The 20,061-nt window shown below is 54.9% G+C and carries 20 protein-coding genes; 9 read left to right on the top strand and 11 right to left on the bottom strand.

Going from position 1 to position 20,061, the window contains the following annotated elements; translation table 11 throughout:
- The 5 genes from ACR0AK_RS13465 to ACR0AK_RS13445 form a co-directional block, all read right to left on the bottom strand.
- Positions 1-450 carry a MarR family winged helix-turn-helix transcriptional regulator gene (locus tag ACR0AK_RS13465; protein ID WP_480793699.1) on the bottom strand — a complete coding sequence of 150 codons (450 nt, stop codon included), beginning with the start codon at positions 448-450 and terminating at the stop codon, positions 1-3.
- Complete coding sequence (locus ACR0AK_RS13460; protein WP_480793698.1) at positions 440-1,540, bottom strand: Acg family FMN-binding oxidoreductase; 1,101 nt, start codon at positions 1,538-1,540, stop codon at positions 440-442. The genes ACR0AK_RS13465 and ACR0AK_RS13460 overlap by 11 nt, the downstream gene beginning before the upstream one ends.
- A 215-nt stretch (positions 1,541-1,755) precedes the next feature.
- Positions 1,756-2,433 (bottom strand): GntR family transcriptional regulator, encoded by a 678-nt coding sequence (locus ACR0AK_RS13455; protein WP_480793697.1) that lies wholly within the window; start codon positions 2,431-2,433, stop codon positions 1,756-1,758.
- On the bottom strand, positions 2,430-3,461 hold the full coding sequence (locus ACR0AK_RS13450; RefSeq protein WP_480793696.1) for a Gfo/Idh/MocA family protein: 1,032 nt from the start codon (positions 3,459-3,461) through the stop codon (positions 2,430-2,432). The genes ACR0AK_RS13455 and ACR0AK_RS13450 overlap by 4 nt, the downstream gene beginning before the upstream one ends.
- On the bottom strand, positions 3,458-4,546 hold the full coding sequence (locus ACR0AK_RS13445; protein ID WP_480793695.1) for an isocitrate/isopropylmalate dehydrogenase family protein: 1,089 nt from the start codon (positions 4,544-4,546) through the stop codon (positions 3,458-3,460). Before ACR0AK_RS13445 ends, ACR0AK_RS13450 begins: the two co-directional genes overlap by 4 nt.
- A 135-nt stretch (positions 4,547-4,681) precedes the next feature.
- On the opposite strand from ACR0AK_RS13445, the gene ACR0AK_RS13440 reads away from it, so the two are divergent.
- From ACR0AK_RS13440 to otnC, 7 genes are read left to right on the top strand one after another with little or no spacing between them, the layout of a single operon-like run.
- Complete coding sequence (locus ACR0AK_RS13440) at positions 4,682-5,689, top strand: Bug family tripartite tricarboxylate transporter substrate binding protein (protein ID WP_480793694.1); 1,008 nt, start codon at positions 4,682-4,684, stop codon at positions 5,687-5,689.
- 57 nt (positions 5,690-5,746) lie between these two features.
- A complete protein-coding gene (locus ACR0AK_RS13435; protein ID WP_480793693.1) occupies positions 5,747-6,496 on the top strand; it encodes a hypothetical protein in 750 nt (249 codons plus the stop codon).
- Between the two features lie 4 nt (positions 6,497-6,500).
- Entirely contained in the window at positions 6,501-8,012 is a 1,512-nt protein-coding gene (locus ACR0AK_RS13430) for a tripartite tricarboxylate transporter permease (protein WP_480793692.1), read from the top strand.
- Positions 8,012-8,299: a putative quinol monooxygenase gene (locus ACR0AK_RS13425; protein ID WP_480793691.1), complete on the top strand. Its 288-nt coding sequence runs from the start codon at positions 8,012-8,014 to the stop codon at positions 8,297-8,299. Before ACR0AK_RS13430 ends, ACR0AK_RS13425 begins: the two co-directional genes overlap by 1 nt.
- Positions 8,296-9,093, top strand: a complete 798-nt coding sequence (locus ACR0AK_RS13420; protein ID WP_480793690.1) for an N-acyl homoserine lactonase family protein — start codon at positions 8,296-8,298, stop codon at positions 9,091-9,093. Before ACR0AK_RS13425 ends, ACR0AK_RS13420 begins: the two co-directional genes overlap by 4 nt.
- Complete coding sequence (otnK, locus tag ACR0AK_RS13415) at positions 9,090-10,367, top strand: 3-oxo-tetronate kinase (protein ID WP_480793689.1); 1,278 nt, start codon at positions 9,090-9,092, stop codon at positions 10,365-10,367. Before ACR0AK_RS13420 ends, otnK begins: the two co-directional genes overlap by 4 nt.
- Positions 10,364-11,005, top strand: a complete 642-nt coding sequence (gene otnC, locus ACR0AK_RS13410; protein WP_480793688.1) for a 3-oxo-tetronate 4-phosphate decarboxylase — start codon at positions 10,364-10,366, stop codon at positions 11,003-11,005. Before otnK ends, otnC begins: the two co-directional genes overlap by 4 nt.
- Before the next feature lie 447 nt (positions 11,006-11,452).
- On the opposite strand, the gene ACR0AK_RS13405 is transcribed toward otnC, so the two are convergent.
- Entirely contained in the window at positions 11,453-12,328 is an 876-nt protein-coding gene (locus ACR0AK_RS13405; RefSeq protein ID WP_480793687.1) for a LysR substrate-binding domain-containing protein, read from the bottom strand.
- A gap of 121 nt (positions 12,329-12,449) precedes the next feature.
- Here ACR0AK_RS13405 and ACR0AK_RS13400 point away from each other — a divergent pair, with 121 nt between their 5' ends.
- Together ACR0AK_RS13400 and ACR0AK_RS13395 are read left to right on the top strand one after the other, a co-directional pair.
- Positions 12,450-13,199 (top strand): SDR family oxidoreductase, encoded by a 750-nt coding sequence (locus tag ACR0AK_RS13400; RefSeq protein WP_170564916.1) that lies wholly within the window; start codon positions 12,450-12,452, stop codon positions 13,197-13,199.
- Between the two features lie 15 nt (positions 13,200-13,214).
- Positions 13,215-13,604: an ectoine synthase gene (locus tag ACR0AK_RS13395; protein WP_170564912.1), complete on the top strand. Its 390-nt coding sequence runs from the start codon at positions 13,215-13,217 to the stop codon at positions 13,602-13,604.
- 196 nt (positions 13,605-13,800) lie between these two features.
- On the opposite strand, the gene ACR0AK_RS13390 is transcribed toward ACR0AK_RS13395, so the two are convergent.
- The 5 genes from ACR0AK_RS13390 to xrtT are packed head-to-tail and all read right to left on the bottom strand — an operon-like array spanning position 13,801 to position 19,723.
- Positions 13,801-15,357 (bottom strand): ATP-binding protein, encoded by a 1,557-nt coding sequence (locus tag ACR0AK_RS13390; RefSeq protein WP_170564909.1) that lies wholly within the window; start codon positions 15,355-15,357, stop codon positions 13,801-13,803.
- Positions 15,351-16,034: a response regulator transcription factor gene (locus ACR0AK_RS13385; protein ID WP_480793686.1), complete on the bottom strand. Its 684-nt coding sequence runs from the start codon at positions 16,032-16,034 to the stop codon at positions 15,351-15,353. Before ACR0AK_RS13385 ends, ACR0AK_RS13390 begins: the two co-directional genes overlap by 7 nt.
- Positions 16,009-16,191, bottom strand: a complete 183-nt coding sequence (locus ACR0AK_RS13380) for a hypothetical protein (RefSeq protein ID WP_480793685.1) — start codon at positions 16,189-16,191, stop codon at positions 16,009-16,011. The genes ACR0AK_RS13385 and ACR0AK_RS13380 overlap by 26 nt, the downstream gene beginning before the upstream one ends.
- Complete coding sequence (locus tag ACR0AK_RS13375; RefSeq protein WP_480793684.1) at positions 16,188-18,272, bottom strand: VIT and vWA domain-containing protein; 2,085 nt, start codon at positions 18,270-18,272, stop codon at positions 16,188-16,190. Before ACR0AK_RS13375 ends, ACR0AK_RS13380 begins: the two co-directional genes overlap by 4 nt.
- Complete coding sequence (gene xrtT / locus ACR0AK_RS13370) at positions 18,269-19,723, bottom strand: exosortase T (RefSeq protein WP_480793683.1); 1,455 nt, start codon at positions 19,721-19,723, stop codon at positions 18,269-18,271. The genes ACR0AK_RS13375 and xrtT overlap by 4 nt, the downstream gene beginning before the upstream one ends.
- Positions 19,724-20,061 lie beyond the last annotated feature (338 nt).

The following is a 20,061-nucleotide window of genomic DNA, read 5'->3' as shown; positions in this document are numbered from 1 at the left end:
CTAGTCGCGTTCGTTGTCTAGAGTTTCACGTATGAGCGTCAAATTGGGCAAAGACCTATGGAACGGTTCGGGCCCGAGTTCGGACAAAACTGGAGCCAGTGCTTCAGACATCCGCTCCATACAAGCTTCCAAAAACTCCGCGCCTTGCGGTGTGGACCGGGCAATTTTTGAACGCTTGTCATTGGGGTTGGTTTCAAGGGTAATCAGTGCATGATTTTCAAGACTGGAGAGCATGTGCGTCATCGACGTCTTGGGCACTTGAAACGCGTTTGATAGCTGTAGTGGAGTTTCTCCGACGGGGCGCCGGACCAGGTGGCCCAATATGCCAAATTGGGTTGCGGTCATTCTGCCAGGTAAGAACGCTTCTAGCTTGGTCGAGATCAACTGATTGATGATCCCGACCTCGGTGAAGAACCGGTAGACTTCGTTGGTCTCATCTTCAGGCTTCATTCAGAATTCGTGTCTCCAGCGGCCAGCGGGGTGTGGCAATTGGATCAGGTCCATACCCCAAACGCAGCAACATTTGCACCGTGTGGCCCGGTGACGCAAGAAGCTCATGCGCCAGAGCGTATTCATCGGCCATCTCGGGATATTCCTGAAGTGCTTGACTGACCGGATGAACGCCCAGGCCCATTTCGGTTGTCTTCAGGTAAAAACGCATCAATTGACGTCCGGCATCGAGTTGATCGCTTCGTGTATTTGTGGCTGTCGTAAGGATTGCGTATTGCGGCGTCGCGTCTAGCATCGCGAAGTAGTCTCGCATGTGTGACTGAGTGCCTGGGTGGTCAACGTTCATCAGGGTCTCATTGTCCAATAGGCCGGTAAGTCGCAGTGTTTCCAGCATCGGATCGCGCAATTCAATCCCGTCCGGGTTGGCATTGATTTCTGCTTTCCCGATCCGCATCAGGTCGACGGATTCTTTCAGGGTTTGCGGCGTTCGCATTTCGATTTCAAAGGCGCGTTTCGTGAGGTCTCGAATACGAGCCACCAAATCTTCATCGGTAATCAGAGTGGCGTAGCTTTTAAGGGCCGACACTTCCGCCTCGGACAGCCGCTGTTCAGTGTACGGTTCTTTGTTTGAATGTCGGTTGAGGATTTGATCTGAAAGTGGATCGGATGCCCCGCCAGGAACAAACACCGCTTCTGCGATGGGTCCGTCATCCCCATCTGGCAGCAACTTGACCTCAGTATCAAACCCGAGAGCACTTGCCGCCAGTACCATCGTCTCAACAAAGGCGCCGAGGCCAATATAGAGCTGGCGGTGGTAAGGATCGGTTTCCGGAAGCTCGCGATCAGGATCACGGTGGATGCGCACCTTGTCTTGTCCAACCAACTCGACCAGCCAAGGTTGCAAGTTGTGCGGATTGGGGGCGAGAATTGCATAGGACAAAGCGGCTTTGCGTGGGTCGTCATACGGTTTTGGCGTCCACGGAGCCAGCGCGTCATGCGGTGTGCGTGTAGCTAGGAACGCAACCGCGCCCGTTGCCGCCAGTATTGTGCCTCCGCCTAGAATTTTGAGAAAACGTCTTCGGTTTGGCATATTGACTCTCCAATAGTACGATATCGTACTAATTTAATACGAATTCGTACCACATCAACCCCAATCGATGCAGTGATTGGTTGAGTGATTTGAAAAAAGAAAATCAGAACAGCCGGACGCAACTGTGGAGTGCCGTGGCACGCAATTGTTCGGAGCGCCTTTAATGCCGAAAATAGGCAGTTATTTTAGTTGATTAACGACCGGATAAGAGAAGGTCAGAGGCTGTTGAGCCGATGTTTTTCGAGTATCCCGCAAAGCATAGCCTGTGCTTGCAGCCTGTGTTCTCGATGACGTTCACGGGCAACATTCGGTCGACCTTCACTAATTGCTTGAAAAACAACACGGTGATCTTCGTTGGATTTGACGGGCAGGGGCCTGATGAACAACGTCGTTGCGCGCGCGCGACGCACCTGATCGCTCATCATGGCGACAATCGCTTCGACCCGTTTGTTGCCACCCAACCGAACGAGCTCTTGATGAAACAACTCGTCGGCCTCGGCCCAGGCTTCAAGGTCTTCGGCTTCGATGGCTTGGTCCATCTTTGCAATTGATCCGGCAAGTACTGCCAGTTCATCTTCTGAATAACCCGCTTCGGCAGCGCGCTGTGCTGCGAGGCTCTCGAGTTCCGTCAATATGTCGTAAATTTCACGCATATCGTCTGATGAAACAGGCAGAATCCGAACGCCCTTACGGGGCCGCATTTCCAGCAACCCCTTACTCTCCAACATCAGCGCAGCTTCCCGTATCGGAGTGCGGGACATGCCCAGAGTTTCGGCGAGTTCCGACTCCAGATGGTCAGTCCCGGCTGCAAGTTCGCCGGACAGGATCATCTGTCGCAAATCCCTAACAGCGCGTTGCGTATTGGAAAGAGTTTTTGCTTCCTGATCCTTCACGGCGTCTCCAGGTTGATCTTTCGTCCCTCCGCGGCCGAGAGATAGATATTCTCTTCGATGCGGATCACGTCCATATAGTCTCGAGCCGTGTTCTCCAACGGCGTGCCTCTTAGAAGGCCTGAAACGACGTGACTTTGCAAGGCGTGGACGCAGTCGCCTCCAAACCCATCGTGATCGCTTGGAGGTAGAATCTGCTGTCGCTCCTGTTTTCCAAAAGCGCGGAGTTCTACTGAACCGTCGCCGTTAAGAACAAGTGATCCTTCCGTTCCCTCGATGAGAGCCTCGCCCATGGTCTGACGCAGGTTTTCGGCACTGTGGTCAAGGCATCTGTTGCCATCGAACAGAGCTTTCAAACCGTTGGGGTGGTCAAACAGGATGTAACCTGCATCCTCGCCCGCGATAACGGGGTTAACTTGGCGCAAGTCCGCATAAACTGCGCTGGGCGCATCGAACAAAAATCGGAATGTGTCTACCCAGTGAACCGCTGTTTCATGCACCAGAAAACGTTGCATGTTCTGAAAGTACGGCTGCCGGTCAAGGTAGGCGCGTGGTCCCTGTCCGTCGCCGGGCCGAAGCCGGAAAGTCGCTTGGAGAGGTGTACCAATTCGACCCTCGGTCATCGCCTCTTTGATTGCGCGATACCAAGGCTGGAAGCGAAAGTTCTCGTGCACAACAATAGTTGCGCCTACCGCTTCAGCCTCGGAGACGATCTTCTCCGCTTCATCCAGAGACATGCAGAAAGGTTTTTGGCAGATCAGCCACTTTATGCCCGAATGCAGCGCAGTTCGAATAGCCTCGGCCTGCGCCACAGGCGGAAGGATGATGTCCACGAGATCCGGTTCTTCCGTCTCCAGCATTTTTGACAGATCATCGTAAGCGGCCAGTCCTGTTTCTTTCGCCTTGTTGATATCACGGTTGCAGGATGCAATCGGAACCGCTCCGGGCATTCGGGACCAGCTTTCGTAGTGGAATTTGCTGAAGTATCCCGCTCCAACACACGCAACCCTGATAGCTTGTTGAGTATTCATGCCCGCAATGCTTCCAATACCGACGCGGCTGCATCCTGCGTACCGGCGGTGCCACCTAGGTCACGGGTCAGGTTCTGTCCGTTCGCCGTCACCTTTTCCACGGCTTCACGCAATCGTTCGCCGTCGCTGAACAGGTCTGGATGATCGTGGGTCAACCCTAACCATTCCAGCATCATTGCTGCGGACAGGATCATCGCAAAAGGGTTGGCAATACCCTGTCCCGCAATGTCCGGAGCGGAGCCATGGCAGGGTTGGAATACAGCGTGATTCAACCCGATATCCGCTGACGGAGCCAGTCCAAGACCACCCATGAGACCCGCGCCAAGGTCGGAGAGAATATCTCCGAACATGTTCTCTGTCACCAAGACATCAAATTCCCAAGGCTTCTGGACCATCCAAAGGGCGGTAGCATCGACGTATGCATGGTCTGCCTGCAAATCCGGATGGCTGGCTGCTTCGGCGTCAAACATTGATCTGAAGAATGCAAAGGCTCTGAATACATTTGCTTTATCGACACAAGTAACCCGTCCTGGCCCGCGTCCGGATGCTTTCCGGTTTTTGGCGAGGTCAAACGCAAACCGGAATAGTTTTTCGGATACATCGCGGGTGATCAGAAGAGTTTCGCGCGCCTCATCTTCTAAGACTTCTCCCGTTCCTTGCGTGAAAAACAATCCTTCGGTGCTTTCACGGATCAAGACAAAGTCGATCTCTTTTCCGGGAGGCAGTGCCAAGGGGGTCATTTGTCCGCTGCCTACCTTTACTGGCCGTACACCAGCGAAGAGTCCCAGTTGCTTTCGCAGATCGATCTGAGGTGAAATCTCGGTTCCGTCAGGGTAGCGAACATCCGGCAAACCCATTGCAGATAGCAGAATCGCGTCGGCGTGGCGTGCAGTTTCGAGTGACCCAGCCGGAAACGATTCTCCAGTTTTGGCGTAGTGGCCTGCGCCCGCCGGAGCGTCTGTAAACACCAGTTTGTAGGAAGGACTGCCGCGCGAAAGCTGGTGCAGAATTTCAAGCGTAGGGGCCATAATTTCAGGGCCGATTCCGTCCCCTTGGAACACTGCCACATGATAACTTTTCTTCATCTTAGCCCGCTTCCTTCCCGTTTCACATTCATAGCGCGATAGCAGCTTTCACTACAGTCCGTTGACAACGCATTCTTTAATGTATACGCAAATAAATGCAATAATAAACGCAAAGATGTTTGGGAGGACTTGGAAATGAAACTGAAGCTAGGGCGGTTGGCGGCCGCAGCCGTGATGGCGACCGGCATTGCAGGCGCAGCTGCGGCGCAGGATTACCCCTATCGTGATATCACCACGGCTGTGGTCTGGGGGGCCGGGGGTGGCACGGACACGATCAACCGAATGATTATGGCCGAGATGGAAAAACACCTTCCGGTCTCGATCAATGTGATCAATCAAACAGGTGGGGTCGCGGGCTCCAACGGCATGGTCTACGTCATGAACCAACCAGACGATGGCTATACATTGGTTGGTCTGTCTGAATCAAACGTCACCGCTGCTGTGCAGGGTGGTTGGGATAAGAAATTTGACTTTTGGTATCCGTTTATTGTCGGTGGATCACCTGATCTGATCTCGGTCCCGGCGGACAGCCCTTACAATACTCTGGAAGAACTGGTCGACGCCGCAAAAGCTGCTCCTGGCACTATTCCGGCTGCGGCTTCCGGCGCGGGTTCGATCCATCATTTGAATCTTCTGGCCATCGAAAAAGGGTCAGGGACTGAGTTCAAATTTGTTCCCTACAAAGGCTCAGCGCCAGGTCAGGAAGCAGCGATAGCGGGTGAAGTCGCGTTGGTTGTGACCTCACTGGCTGAACAGGCCCCGTTGATCGAAGGCGGTCAACTTAAACCGCTTGCGATGTTGACGCCCGAAGATGCACAGATTGCAGGGGCAACAGTGCCTTCTGCCTTTGGCATTTATGACGGTCTCGATCAGTATTTACCGCTCAAACAGGCCATCGGGTTTGCAGTTCACAGTTCAGCCGGGGACGACGTAAAGGCCGCACTTGGTGATGCTTTCGAGCAAGCGATTGCCTCCGACACCGTCGCTGAATGGGCCGTGGCAAACAATTACGATGTCGGTGGTCAACACGGCGAAGAGGCTCAAGAGCTGTTTGCGAACCTCGAAGCTACCTTTGCCTATACCTTGCAAGATCTGGGTGCAGCGACCGTCGATCCGGCGTCGCTGGGTATCGAGAAGCCATAATCCGATCACTTTTGAAAGGGCGCGCTTGATCGCGTCCTTTCCGACAAGAGGCAGGCAATGGACAAACCTGACGATACACTGATCATGCGGGCGCGCGATTTCTGGGCATCGATTGGTCTGATAGCAATTTCCACCTTTTTCCTTTGGAAGACGTTGGACATCCCTCTTTGGGGTGAAAACCGCGCAGGCGTAAGTGGATCGGATTGGTACAACTCGGCTGCAATTGTACCGCTGTTCATCTTCGGGGGATTGCTTGGCTTGTCCTTCGTTTTGTTGGCTATTTCAATCCGTTCAGGTGGAGCCCAAAACGCGCTCAGTGCCTTGGGCATCGGGTGGGATAAGTCTGAAGCCTATCGAGCTTCAACCATAGGGCTGATCCTTCTTGCATATGTCTTCGGGTTGGTACCCAGAGTGGACTTCATTCTGTGCTCTGGGTTGCTGATCACGGCTTTGACTTACGGCTACTACGGGGGTCATGCGCGGCGTGCTTTGGTGGCCTGTGTTGCAGTTGTCGTTGCCGGCTTGTTTGCGTCCGCCGTGTTTCCTGTTCAGGCGGATTGGAATGCACACGGTGATGATTGGTTCACACTGGCCTTGTGGGTGGCGTTAACACTAGTGGTGTTGACCAAAGCGGCTTCCGAACGTGTTTTGCGGTTCGTTCCATTGGTCGCAATACTTGCCCCGCTCATCCTTGTTTGTGCGATGGCTTTTGTCTTTCGCCAAAACGTGCCCGCGCGCGGTGGGCTGATCTTCAAGCAAATCGAATATCACTACTACGTGACGCTTCGTCCGTTATGGAAAGACTGACCGGATGGACTTTATCTTATCGCAACTGGCTGGATTTGGGGCGGCGTTCGTTGGTCTCACAGTGGACCCGCTGACCTATCTGTATTTGATTGCATCCGTGTTCCTGGGCATCACGTTCGGCGCATTGCCCGGCCTTACGGCAACCCTGGCTGTGACGATCCTGACGGGATTTTTTGGCAACAAAATCCCGCTCGACTATTCGCTCATCGCTTTGCTCGGCGCCTATGTTGGCGCGATTTACGGCGGCTCTTACCCGTCTATTCTGCTGAACATACCTGGCACAGCCGCCAGCGCGGCCACGGCCATGGATGGCTACCCTCTGGCCAAAGCGGGTCGAGGGGGCGAAGCACTTGGGCTGACCACAACGGCCAGTTTCATTGGCACAGTAATCGGAACCATCACGCTTTTGATTTTCGTCTGGGCGCTGCTTTTGGTCTCAAAGAACATCGCAAGCCCGGAGAAAGCATTGCTGGCCCTGTTCGGCATTCTGCTTTCTGGAACTTTGATGAGCGAAGACCTGGTGATCAAGGGATGGATCGCCGGTCTGATCGGGCTTGCGATGTCCATGGTGGGGCTTGACCCTCTGTTGTCTGAACCGCGCTATACTTTCGGCTGGTCTTACCTGTTGAGCGGGTTTCAGGTCGTGCCAGTTTTGATGGGGGCCTTTGCGATCCCCCAAATCATTGATGGTTTGAGGCACGTTGAGGCCGGGAAAGTTCTGGCCCTGAAAGGCCGCATTCTTCCGAACCTTCGCTCCATCCGACGCTACCTGCCCACCATTGGCCGGTCAGGAGTGATTGGAACTGGGGTAGGAGCACTTCCCGGCGTCGGCGAAGATGTTGCCGGTTGGGTCAGCTACGGTGTCGGTAAGACTGTATCTGCCGAGGGCGATAAGTTTGGAAAAGGGTCATTGGAAGGTCTACTGTGCTCTGAAACAGCAAACAACGCCTGCATTGGGGGCGCGCTGATCCCGCTTTTGGTTTTGGGTATTCCCGGTTCACCACCCGCCGCGGCTTTGATGGGGGCTTTCAAGATCAACAACGTGATCCCAGGTCCGACGATAGACCCCGAGATTATTCTGCGTGTGGTTGCAATCTTGGTGCTGGCCTCCCTAACAATGTTCTTGATGGGGCTGTTCACTGCTCGGGTTTTTATCAGGATTCTCGCCATACCGCAGACCATCTTCTTGCCAGTCGTAATGGTTCTGACAACAATCGGGTCTTTCAGTGTTGGTGGTGGCATCAATGATCTCTACCTGATGCTTGGAGTAGGCGCCGTTGCCTATTTCATGAACTTGATGATGTACCCAATAGCGCCGTTGGTTATCGGAGTTATTCTGGGCAGCCTGTTTGACGAAACCTTCCGCCGGTCGCTGTTCTTGGCGGATGGGGATCTTGCGGTCTTCTTTTCACGACCTGGTGCCGCCATTCTGCTGGTGCTCAACATTGGTCTGATCCTAAGCCAACTGCCTGTTGCAAAGCGCGCTTTCTCACGTCTGAAAGGACTTTCCGTCTGATGTTTGTGGTTACTGTCACTTTCACTCTCAAGCCCGGTACGCGGGACACCTTTTTGCCGCTGATGGTCGAAAACGCTTCAACTTCTTTGCGTGAAGAACCCGGATGCCATCAGTTTGACGTTTGTCTCGGCGACGAACCCGAGACAGTTTTTCTCTATGAGGTTTATGATGACAGCGCGGCGTTCTCTGCCCACCTAGAAAGCGCGCATTTTCAGTCCTTTGATACGGCAGTGGCTGATATGATCGCCACCAAGGTGGTTCACCAATACTCCGAGGTCATCCGATGAACGATTGGGAAATCCACGCCGTGAAATACGCGGATCGAAATGCCCGGACGCGCGCTGATAGTTTCATCATCGATGATAATCACGACGCTCCCCATGCGATGGACTATTTCGTTTGGGTGCTCAAACGCGGCAACAAAGTCATTCTGGTCGATACTGGCTACGACTCCGACGAGGCCGCTGCCCGTGGTCGTCCCATCGCGATGGACCCTCGCGAAGCTCTGCGGCCCCTGAGCATTGCGCCAGAAGCGGTGACTGAGGTCATCGTGACCCACCTTCATTATGACCACGCAGGGGGGCTGCATATGTTCCCTAACGCGAAGTTGCACATTCAGTCAGCGGAAATGGCCTTCGCCACAGGCCCCTGCATGTGCCACGACCATCTGCGCGCGCCTTTCACGGCCGGCCATGTCTGCGAGGTCGTAAAGCGACTCTATTCAGGGAAGGTCGTGTTCTACGATGGAGATGCCGAGATTGCAGATGGGATCACGGTGCACTGCATCGGTGGGCATTCGCGCGGGTTGCAATGCGTTCGCGTGAGAACGGCAGCCGGGTGGATGGTACTCGCCTCTGATGCCTCACACTATTACGAGAATTTCATGGCGCGCAAAGCGTTTCCCATCGTCGTCGACCTGCAGGATATGATGGATGGTTTCGAGACACTCGAGAAGTTAGCCTCGCATCCTCGACTTATCGTGCCCGGCCATGACCCGCTTGTGCGAGAAGTTTTTCCCGTCGGAGCGGCACCGCATATCCATAGACTGGATCCTGGGCCAACCAGGGACATCAAACTATGAGGATCGGCGTCATAGCGGACGACTTCACTGGTGCGAGCGATATTGCGAACACATTGGCGAAGGGCGTACAGCCGGAAGGTGGATTACGAACTGCTCAGTTCCCGGGTATTCCAACAACCCCAGCCGACGAGGAGATAGAAGCGGGTGTGATCTCGCTCAAAAGCCGAACTGCACCTGTCGAAGAAGCTGTTGCGGACAGCCTGCGAGCCCTGCGATGGCTCAAAGATCAAGGGTGCCGCCAGTTCATCTTCAAGTATTGCTCGACCTTTGATTCCACTAGGCAAGGAAATATCGGCCCGGTTGCGGAAGCGTTGGCCAACGAACTGGGCGCGCAAAAGGTGGTTTTCTGCCCGGCCTTTCCGACAACGGGACGCACGGTCTATCACGGTCATCTATTTGTGCTCGGTAAGCTTTTGCACGAGTCTGGGATGGAAAATCACCCTCTTACTCCGATGACGGATGCGAACATCAAGCGCTGGTTGCAACATCAGACCGAAGAAGCGGTTGGATTTGTGCCAGTTGACGCCGTGAAGCAAGGATCAGAGGGGATTGCTGCTGCTTGGCAGAACGCCGACGAACGATTTGTGATTGGCGATGCGATTTCGGATGAAGATTTGTTGGCCTGGGGCGAAGCTCTAAAGGATGCCAAGCTCATTACTGGCGGATCGGGTATAGCGCTGGGTCTACCAAGAAACTTCCTGAGAGAGACTTCATCCAAAAGTGCTGGCAGAGCGTTCACTGGTATCGCAGGGCCTGCCGCGATCCTTGCGGGTTCTTGTTCAGGTGCGACCCGCGGGCAGATTGAGATTCATGCGAAATCCCATCCAACCTTCGCCATTGATGTTCCGGGCGTGATGTCCGGGGATGTGACCGCGCAATCGCTTCTGGATTTCTTTGAAGCGCATCCGGGTCAAGCACCGCTCGCGTATTCATCGGGAAGCCCGGAAGATGTTCGCGCGATCCAAGGTCAATTCGGCCAAGAAGCCGTGGCGGAAAAGCTGGACAATCTCTTTGCAGATACAGCACGGGAACTTGTCCAAACGGGTTATAAGCGCCTTGTCGTGGCCGGAGGAGAGACGTCGGGAGCTGTTGCCCAGGCCGTATCTGAGGCACTGGGGTCACCGGCCATGTCAATTGGGCCAGAAATTGACCCGGGCGTGCCTGTCCTGAGCGTGGGAAAATCTGAGCCCGTTGCGCTGGCACTAAAGTCTGGAAACTTTGGCGCTCCGGACTTCTTCGCTAAAGCGCTCAGAATGATGGAGGCAGGAAAATGAGTTCTGAAGAAATGGCGCTGCGGCAGCAGATGTCCGAGCTGTGCGCCTCGCTGTTTGCGCGTGGCTTTTCCGTTGGCACTGCGGGCAATGTCTCTGCCCGTCTGCATGACGGCATCCTTATGACACCAACCAACTCCACCTTAGGGAATATTGATCCTGATCGCGTCGCCAAGATTGATTTGGATGGCAACCACGTCTCCGGGGACAAGCCGACCAAAGAGGTTTTCCTGCATCAAGCCTTCTATGAGACGCGGCCAGAAACGGGCGCCGTGGTTCATCTGCATTCGACCTGGGCCACTGCTTTGTCCTGCTTGGAAGACACGAATCCAGACGACTGTATTCCACCGCTTACACCATACGTGGTTATGCGAGTCGGCACGGTCAAACTGGTTCCATACGCCAAGCCTGGTGACCCGAAATCCGGTGATTTGATCCGCGAACTGGGCGGCAAATGTAGTGCAGTTCTATTGGCTAATCACGGACCTGTCGTGTCGGGAAAGGACCTGTTCTCAGCGGTCTGTGCCGCTGAAGAGTTGGAAGAAACAGCCAAGTTGCTCGTGGCACTGCGGGGTGTTCCAACCCGGATGTTGGATGCAGAACAAGTCGCAGAACTTAAAGAGACTTTCGGAAGGATGTAATCCGACACCGAAACTGGCGACATGCAAACTTATGGGCAAATCGAGCAAAATTTTGCGTGAATACCGCGCAAAGTAATGAGCGCGCCAACAGCTTGTATGGGTGCGCCCGCAATCGCTCGCGGGCGGTTACGGAAAATTGCTTTTGACCAACCTTCCAAGTACCCAAATTTCTGCCTGGGGCAGAGGTCGGGCCAGTCTGTATTTGAGATTGGTTCTCGGCCGCCTAATAATACGGGGTCGTTCCGCCGGAAGAGACTTTTATGAAGAAATTCGCCTGCGTTGACGGAGGGTGAAACGTATCTTCGCAGCTTCGAAAATATCTTTTTTAGTTTCAAAAAATGCCCGTGTTTCTTTGGCAAGACAGAAGTCTTTCTGTCGAGAGTAGCCGACTTCTGTAATACATGGACTAGTGACCGCTCTCGCGGACATTCGAATTAGGTTCAAAATTCAAATCGATATGAGCCATTTCTTGAAAATCCTTACTGTGACCCGCTCTTGATCACCCGGACGACAAACAAAGTAGAGTCCTCGATCCAATGGAACACGGGTTTCATCCAGACGGATCAACCGGCCAAGTTCCAAGTCCCTGGCTGCCAAAAGATGTCTCGCCAATGCCACGCCTTGCCCGTCAATCGCGGCCTCCAATAGAACGGCACTGTCGACATACTTGATGCTCTGCGCATTGATCCGATCAGAGCTCAAACCAACTTGCGCGGCCCAACTTTCCCATCCGACATTAAAGGCGTCGTGCAAAAGGGGAAGACTAGCCACGTCCTCGGCGCGCATTGGCACCCGGGTTTGATCAACAAGAGACGGCGCAGCCACGACAACCAGTTCCTCTTGCCGTATTTGCTCATGATATAGTCCGTCCCAGCCGGGCTCGCCAAAGCGCAGGGCGACATCAACTTCGGACGCATCGAAATCTGCAAAGGCATCATTCGTGTCCAGCAACAATGCGATACCCGGATGTTCTTGTTGAAACGAGCTGAGTAACGGCACAAACCATTTGAGCGCAAGCGATGTGGACAAAGACACCGTAATCGACTGGCGGTGATGAAGTCGTTTCACCTCCATCACGCCCAGCTGCAATGTCGAAAATGCCCCGCGAGTCGATTGATGCAGGCGTTCCCCGGCCTTGGTCAGTTCAACGCCATTTGGTCGGCGGTGAAAGAGCGTCACACCAAGATGCAGTTCCAGCAACTTGATTTGTCGACTGATCGCGCCGTGGGTGACGTTCAAAGCATCCGCTGCCCTGCTCAGGCTGGAGTGGGTAGCGGTCTCGTCAAAAGCCTGAAGTGCGCGAAGGTGTCTGAGGTTCTCCATGATGTGAGAAAATCTATCAGCAGTGTTCAATAAACTCGATAGGATTAACTAATTCCAAGAAGGTAAACTGCTATCGACGCAAAAATTCTCACATACTATGCATCGGAAGAAAGGGGATAACATGCCCGATACCAAAGTCGCGCTGATGACAGGTACAGGACAAGGCATTGGCCGGGGTTGCGCCATTGAAATGGCAAATGCGGGTTACAAAGTTTCGCTAATGTCCCCGTCAAACCGCTCTATTGAACTGGCGGAGGAGCTTGGGGGAATTGGTCGTCGTGGCTCTGTTTTAGATGTCGACGATCTCCAAAAGATGATCGACGACACCATGAGCAAATATGGGCGAATTGATGCAATCGTCAGCAATATGGGCCACGGTGGTACGGTGCCAGAAGCCATCAAGACGGTAGGGTTTGATCCCGACTTTGACGGGCCGCTTTTGGAACTCAGCGACGCGTTGTGGCACGAAAGTCTGGATATGTACGTGCTGAACGTCGTCAAGATCGCCCGCATTGTCACGCCCATATTGATCGAACAGGGCGGGGGTGCTTTCGTAAACATTTCGTCCATGAACACAATCGAGCCGCGTGCGCCTTATCCCATGAGCATGCTGCGCGGCGCGCTGCACAGCTTCTCAAAGCTTTATGGGGATCGCTATGCACGGCATAATATACGCATGAACAACCTGCTGCCCGGGTTCTGCGAAAACGTAAACCTATCCGAACAGGCCCGTCGGGAAATCCCAGCTCAACGGCCGGCAACGTTCGAAGAAATCGGGCAAGCCTGCGTATTTCTCGCCAGCGAAGGAGCCCGGTACATTAACGGTCAGAGCATCCTTTCCGATGGCGGGATGAACCGCGCGGTACGATAGCAAAGAGGCGTTAAAATGATTGTTACGGAACTCAAAGATATCCTTGGCACAGAGCGGGACGTTTCCGGGCCGGGTTGGAACAGCAGAAGACTGCTGCTCGCGTCGGATGGTATGGGGTTCTCGCTGACGGATACGATCATCAAAAAAGGCGCAGTGCTGGAGCTGGAATATACCCATCATTTGGAGGCATGTTACTGCATCGAGGGCAAAGGGCAGATCAGAGCGTCTGAAGATGAAACGTGGCATTCCCTTGAACCATTTACCCTCTATGCCTTGGATCAACATGACCGGCACTTAGTGAGGGCTACAGACGCTGATCTACGGCTTGTCTGCGTCTTCAATCCGCCGCTAAGCGGGCGCGAAATACACCGCGAAGATGGAAGCTACGCCCCACCTGCATCCTGATGAGAGCGACGGTGTTTGCGTGAACTTAGAACTTATGCCGTGTGCCGCATCAGGGCAAATGGGCTCGTTTGAGACCCTCATCATCTGGGGAAGCAAATTCTCCGGTTCGGACAACCAGCCCGATTTTGTTTCCTTTGCGTGTGGAAATCAGAAACCGGCATAAAGCTACCCGTATTTGGTGAATTCTAAGAAAGTGTCAGAACCTGATCCGAAAACTGGCACCTCGCTCAGGAGCCATTGCTTCGATGGTTGTATCGGCTTGTTTCAGGACAGCAGCGACAATGGATAAGCCCAGCCCGGTGCCGCCTTGGTCCCGTCTGGTCGTGAAGAATGGGTCTGTGACACGAACGTTGTTTCGCGGGGAAATTCCAGTGCCGTTGTCGGCAACAATCAAGCTGTTCGAAGTTGCCTCAAAGGTTATGTCGACACGCGTTGCCTCGTGCTGAAACGCGTTTTGCAAAAGGTGATGCAGAACGATAAGCCCCTGGTCCTTGGACAAAGGCAGTTGCGTGTCGGACGGCGCGTGCAGCACAATTTCCTGGTTCGGAAACTCGGCTGAGGCAGCTTGAACAATTTCTGCAAGTGACGTTGGGGTCGGGTCGGATTGAATGCTGGCCCGTGCCAGTTCGCGAAGCCGAACCAGCAGAGCGTTCATGCGCAGGCCTTCTTCTTGAATGTTGCGAACCAACTTCTGATTGCGATCCCCGGACACGGCAGACGGTCCGTCGGACAACAACTCGGCGGCACCCAATATTGCGGTGACGGGCGATTTCAACTCATGTGTGACGTGGCTCGTATAGGTCTCGATCGCAGTGGACCGTTCTGACAAGGTTGCCGCCATCGAAACAACATTATTGCCCAAATCTGCCAGTTCCTGCACCCCATAGTGCCGCACGGGATCGGGTGTCGGTTTCAATCCGCTTGCGACATCCCGGCTTTGACTGCTGAGATCGCGAATTGGTTTTGAAATCAGTCGCCACATCATCCAACCGACCATGGCCGCAGACGCCAGCATGAATACCACGACAGAGCCAAGCGTGAACCGTTCCTGAAACAGGAACTTCCGAAGGTCCATGGGAGTGCGCGACAGGTAAACCGCGCCGATGACCCTTTCATTCAACACCACCGGGTGGGCAACAAACACGCGGTATGAGGTGTCTCGGCTGATCGAGTTCAGCAGGTGCTGCTTGGACAAATCATCTCGATACCGCAGCAGTGAAACGGTTTCGCCCTGCAGGGCCTGCGTCACTTCCGGCACATGCAGAAAAGACCCGCTGACTGATCCGCTGCTAGCAATGACCCGCCCGGCGTGGTCCACGAAAACATACCCCGACAGAGTTGTCTTCTTTGCGGAACGCGCCAGCTGTGACAGCGTTTGCGAGATCTCCATATATGGCGTGTTCAGCGGTTCATCACTGGAAACCGCGTTGGGGCGCGGCGGCGAGACCTGACCGCGAAACAGGTCCAAACTGGCCGGGATGGGGTGAAAGTCCTGCGAAAGGCGTTCCGCCTGCTCGGCAGACAAGCTGTGGCCGACATCAGGTGAGGGCTGAAGCCGGGAAAAAGCATCGGCATACACCTCGGCAAAGATAACGGCCTGAGACAGCAGACTGCGTTCGGTTTCACGCGCGAATTGGTTGCTGGACAGGCGGGCACCAAGAACACCAATGATCGGAAGCGTGACCAGGGCGACGCAGACCAGCGCAATCACCAGCGCAAGCGGCGGCCGCCATTTTCGCTTGATGGTCAGCACTGGCAAACACCCAGTTTTACCCCAACCCCATGTACCGTCTGGATCAGGTCTGGATAGCCCAAAGCGCGCGCCTTTTGGCGAATGTTGCGGATGTGACTGTCGACCGTTCGGCCGGACAGATAGGTGTTGTGACCATAGACAAGCTCGATCAATTGCGCGCGTGAATAGACCCTGCTTGGCGCTTTGGCGAGGATCGACAGGACCGCGAATTCGATCCTGGTCAGCTGAACCTCGGCTTTGCCAAGGGTACAGCGATGCGCACCATGATCCAGTTGCAGGTCCTCGAAAACCGTCACGTCGTTCCGCGATTTCGGGTCTGCCGCGCGGGCAAGGATAGCCTTGATCCGCAGTACCAGCTCACGCGGGCTGAAGGGTTTGGTGACATAGTCGTCGCCACCAAGCTGAAACCCCAGAATGCGGTCGATCTCATCGTCCCGAGCCGTCAGAAACAAGATTGGTACGGTCGAGGTTTTTCGCAGTTCCCTGCAGGCCTCCAACCCATCCATTTCGGGCATTCCGATATCTAAGACGACGAGGTCAGCCGGGGTCGTGCCCAAAAGTTCCAGTGCGTCCTGACCTGTGGATGCCTCGGTCGTTCGAAAGCCGGAGTCTTCCAGTGCAAAACGTACGACATCGCGAATACGTGCGTCATCATCTACGATCAGGATGTTGTTCACTGTGTGCGTCCGCCATCGAAGTTTCACCGAAGTCACGATCAAAGATCATACCGCCATTGGCCGGGTCAAGTGGAGCGTTCACCTGTGGGCTGCGCCGGGTGAAATCGTCCCCCAGCCACCAGGCATCTGTCCGCAGTTTGTAAGGTATGCCTCTCATGCCCAAACCCTCCGGCCTCTGCTCAGGCGCAATGCGCCGAGCGCCATTAACAATATCAACCCAAAGATGGTTTGAGGCTCGGGTGTGGAAGACCCGCTGAACGCGGTTTTTGGATAGGCTGCGGGGCCTACACCCGCCACCTGTGGCAAGGGGACCGGCTTGTTAGCTGCCGGCGTGTCACTGTCGTTTACGATCTGTCTTGAGACAGCAACAAATGAGGTGAACTGCGTCTGTAGGTTGAATTCCAGACCAAGATTGGTGATCTGCGCCTCAAGCTTTTGTGGATCACCGGTCTGCACCGCCATTGCGCGGCCAAGATCGGCAATTTTTGTGCGGGCCCAGGTCAGGGGGATCGCATTACCCTGTTGCGTATCGTCTTCGGATACGCGGGGCGAGGGTAAGGTCGGTGAAAGCGGCATCTGCGCTTTTCTACCCTGAACCAGCCCGTTGATTGTGATGTCAGTTGGCCCGCCACCTTCGTATCGGGCCAGAACCCGGACCGAGCCTCCGTCGAACAAGTCGGGGATGTGTTGCGGCACCACATTGGTGACGTTCAAATCTCCCCAATCAATGGATATATCCGTCAGAACCGGCGATTTCAGATCCCGGGCCAGTGTGTCGGCGACATCCGAGGCGCGCTGGGTCGGATCAACATAGCGGGCATAACCGCGGCCTTCTTCGGCCATCGCATCCAGAAGGTAACGGTTCACCGCAGTGCCCACACCGAAGGCATAGATGCGCGCATCGCCGATCTGCTGCCGGATCGTTTGCAGAACACGGGCTTCCTGCCCGATATAACCATCACTCAGGAACACGACGATGCGCAGCGTATTCGCGGGTTGCCGCGTCGCAAAGGCATGACGGATTGCATTGTCGACTTCGGTTCCACCCCCGGCACGAAGACCGCCCACATAGCGCAAACCGGACCGGATGTTGCTGCGAGTGGCGGAAACGGCTTGGGATGCGAACTCAGACGAACCCGAGGAAAAACGGATCACCCGAAAGTAATCCTCGGGGCGCAGTCCTTTCAACGCGGCTTCCATAAACCGTTTGCTGGCATCCAGGGGGGCACCGCCCATTGATCCAGAGGTATCCAGAACAAAGACCAGTTCCCGCGCAGTGATCTGATCCGATTGCGGGATTTTTGGCGGTTCGACCAGCAACGAGACGAAGCCGCCGCGGTCATCATGATGGGCCAGCACTCCGGCTGAGGTTTGATCGTCGCCGAGTTCATAGCGCAGAACCAGATCGCGATTGTCGATCACCCGCCCATCCTGAAAAGTTGCGCTGACTACCTCCTCTGTCTGCTGGATTTGCAAATCATGCGTCGCGCTTGTCAGATTGGAAACAGGAACGGCGCTGCGCAGGTTCAGATCCAACGAGACCCGAGCGGAGTCAATTGTATCGGGGTTCGAAAGACGCGGAACCGGCGGGTAGGCCGGCAGTTCGGAAACCGCCCAGCCATCAGCCTCGGTGACGGTGGAAGGGGACGCCTCCTCTTCGTTGAATTCAGCCAACACAACGTCCCCTGATGTCGGATCAAAGCTGACTGCCCCCTGATAGCGTGGTCCAACGATCAGTGGCAGCACCAGTTCATACCCGCCGTCCATCTTTGGAACGGCCTGCACATAGCTGAGCGTCACCGTGATCGGTTGCCCCGGCATCAGATTGGCGACGTTCTGGGTGAACATGTTTGGACGATGCTGGGTTAAAAGGGCGGCGGCTTTGCCCTCTTGCTTTGCCGTCTCAAAAGTTTGCTCAGCCTCCTGCTTTTGTTGAATCTGCGCGTCTACGACTTCGTCGCCCACCTGCATCTGCATCGCGTAGACAGCTGCCTTTTGGTTTAGCGGGAACAGGTATTCCGCGGACATCGGATCACTCGAGGGATTAACGAACACCTGTCGCACCTGAACGGTTGCCATGTCGCCCTGAATATCAACCGAAAGATCCGATTTTAACAGTGGCAGGTCCAGATGTCCGGCTGTTCCGCTACCGATCAAACGGCCTGCGATCCGGTCGTCGGGCTGGGCAATCACTGCCCCGGGCAGCAGCAGGAAAACAAAAGTAAAATGCCGTATCATATGTCCGTTCCTTCGGTGGTGTGAATGTCGAGCGCTGCAATCGCAGCAGCGTCCAGTTGGGCACGCAGCGCGGTGTCCAGGGTCCATGGGGTGATCCTCTGCACGCTGCTCCAGGTGCCGCCTGATCCGTTGAGCCAGCGCCAAATCGCTTCACCGACGCTGGGTGTGACTTGCCCGCCCTGCGAGACATAGCTGACAGCGACCAGCCATTTGTCCCCATCCGGGCCAGAGGCCTGGTAATAGGCGCTGGGAACGCCGTCATAACGGGTACCCAGAAACCGAACCCTGTAGCCAAGGCCCCGCAGGCAGACTTCGGGGGCATGCAGATGTCGCAGCGGTGCGCGCGTGCTGACAACGTTCAAGCCCAGCGGACCAAACTGAGCCTTTTGCGCCTGACCGCCGTACGCTTCAAAATAGCGAGCCTCCATCGCTGTCAGGGGCATTTTTTGTCCCAGAAAACCTTGAATTTGCGTGGGCAAGTTGGGCGTTTGCACACGACCGGAAACATCCAGCGGGTTGGCCTTGAGGGACACGATGGCAAGGCTGCCGATCAAGCATGCAACCCCCGCCAGCGCTTTGATGGGATTGGGCAGAATGAACGGATTGCGCTGTGGGCGGCCTTTGCGCGCGTTTCTGCTGCGGGGTCTGTAGAACAGTGCAAAGGGCGCAACGGTCAGGCCAAGCGTCACGATACCGATCAGGCTGTGCCAGGGTTCGGCCATCACATCCAGATCGTTGGCAAGTCCAATCGCCAGCAGCGAAATGCGCAGGCTATTGCCCAAGGTGGCGCATCCAATTACGGCCAATAGGCTGAGGCCACCGATAGGCCAACGCGGGCGCATTACCGCGTTTTGCGTGACCACGAAGGCCAGCGACAACAACAGACCCGATGCGCCGGAACAGGGCAGGTCGACCAGAATGTCCTTCTGATCCAACGTAATCCGCACTCCGTCGCAGATCACATTCGAGAAAACAGCGCCCAGCATTGTACAGGACACTTCCGCTGAAACCATCTGCAGCGGAAATCCAAGTGTCCGCTGCAGGACCATTTCGGTTGGCAGGGAAAACAGGAACAGCGCCGCCACCCAAAACGGCGACAGCGAAAAAGGGCGGCGGTTCAGTTGTAGCAACCCAACCAGCGCAAAAACATCCAGAGCAAGCGCAAAGGCGCTGAGGATATTGATCGCCAAAATCTGACCCAGAAACCGGATCAAAGCCGCCAGTAGCAATAAGGCAATCGCTGGGGCCTGAGAGGCTGCTTCCTTCGGGCGCCCGCTCAGCAAGCTCATCCCGGCCATACCTAAAATCAGCAGGACATAGATATACCCGTAGGACCCATAGGCCGGGCTAAGCCAGCTTTGAACCAGCCATTGCACGGGCTGCGCTGCCAGAATAACTGAGGCAATCGCAAAAGCGCACCATGTCAGGGTATCTGCGGTCAAATGTTTCATGCCGCCATATGTGACTGGCGGATGCGCATTTCCTCTGCCCAAGATGTGCAGAATTTGATGAGAGATCCTTAACCGAGATCCTCGCTGCAACTGATATCACAGCTGAAACACGAAGCGTCGCATCGCCCCATTGGTTATAAGAACACCAAAAAACTGGCTTCTCTAACGCTTAGCGAAATGGTCATTTTAAGCACTTAGCGAAGGCGCATCGAATAGCTTACTGCGCACACACAGCCAATGCCCGCAAATGTGGATTATGATACAGCCGTGTTTGTAACCGTAAAAAAGATAAGCAAGACCGGTACGCGGCACAGTTAACATTTCCAGTTTCGGCGCTT

Source organism: Ruegeria sp. BI12 (assembly GCF_056537985.1).
The sequence above is the reverse complement of the archived record's forward strand: the minus strand, read 5'-3'. Positions and strand labels throughout refer to the sequence as shown.

Bases quoted from the DNA above. Each gene is read 5' to 3' on its own strand.
- ACR0AK_RS13465 (WP_480793699.1), bottom strand. From the start codon at position 450: ATGAAGCCTGAAGATGAGACCAACGAAGTCTACCGGTTCTTCACCGAG.
- ACR0AK_RS13460 (WP_480793698.1), bottom strand. From the start codon at position 1,540: ATGCCAAACCGAAGACGTTTTCTCAAAATTCTAGGCGGAGGCACAATA.
- ACR0AK_RS13450 (WP_480793696.1), bottom strand. From the start codon at position 3,461: ATGAATACTCAACAAGCTATCAGGGTTGCGTGTGTTGGAGCGGGATAC.
- ACR0AK_RS13445 (WP_480793695.1), bottom strand. From the start codon at position 4,546: ATGAAGAAAAGTTATCATGTGGCAGTGTTCCAAGGGGACGGAATCGGC.
- ACR0AK_RS13440 (WP_480793694.1), top strand. From the start codon at position 4,682: ATGAAACTGAAGCTAGGGCGGTTGGCGGCCGCAGCCGTGATGGCGACC.
- ACR0AK_RS13435 (WP_480793693.1), top strand. From the start codon at position 5,747: ATGGACAAACCTGACGATACACTGATCATGCGGGCGCGCGATTTCTGG.
- ACR0AK_RS13430 (WP_480793692.1), top strand. From the start codon at position 6,501: ATGGACTTTATCTTATCGCAACTGGCTGGATTTGGGGCGGCGTTCGTT.
- ACR0AK_RS13425 (WP_480793691.1), top strand. From the start codon at position 8,012: ATGTTTGTGGTTACTGTCACTTTCACTCTCAAGCCCGGTACGCGGGAC.
- ACR0AK_RS13420 (WP_480793690.1), top strand. From the start codon at position 8,296: ATGAACGATTGGGAAATCCACGCCGTGAAATACGCGGATCGAAATGCC.
- otnK (WP_480793689.1), top strand. From the start codon at position 9,090: ATGAGGATCGGCGTCATAGCGGACGACTTCACTGGTGCGAGCGATATT.
- otnC (WP_480793688.1), top strand. From the start codon at position 10,364: ATGAGTTCTGAAGAAATGGCGCTGCGGCAGCAGATGTCCGAGCTGTGC.
- ACR0AK_RS13405 (WP_480793687.1), bottom strand. From the start codon at position 12,328: ATGGAGAACCTCAGACACCTTCGCGCACTTCAGGCTTTTGACGAGACC.
- ACR0AK_RS13400 (WP_170564916.1), top strand. From the start codon at position 12,450: ATGCCCGATACCAAAGTCGCGCTGATGACAGGTACAGGACAAGGCATT.
- ACR0AK_RS13395 (WP_170564912.1), top strand. From the start codon at position 13,215: ATGATTGTTACGGAACTCAAAGATATCCTTGGCACAGAGCGGGACGTT.
- ACR0AK_RS13380 (WP_480793685.1), bottom strand. From the start codon at position 16,191: ATGAGAGGCATACCTTACAAACTGCGGACAGATGCCTGGTGGCTGGGG.
- ACR0AK_RS13375 (WP_480793684.1), bottom strand. From the start codon at position 18,272: ATGATACGGCATTTTACTTTTGTTTTCCTGCTGCTGCCCGGGGCAGTG.
- xrtT (WP_480793683.1), bottom strand. From the start codon at position 19,723: ATGAAACATTTGACCGCAGATACCCTGACATGGTGCGCTTTTGCGATT.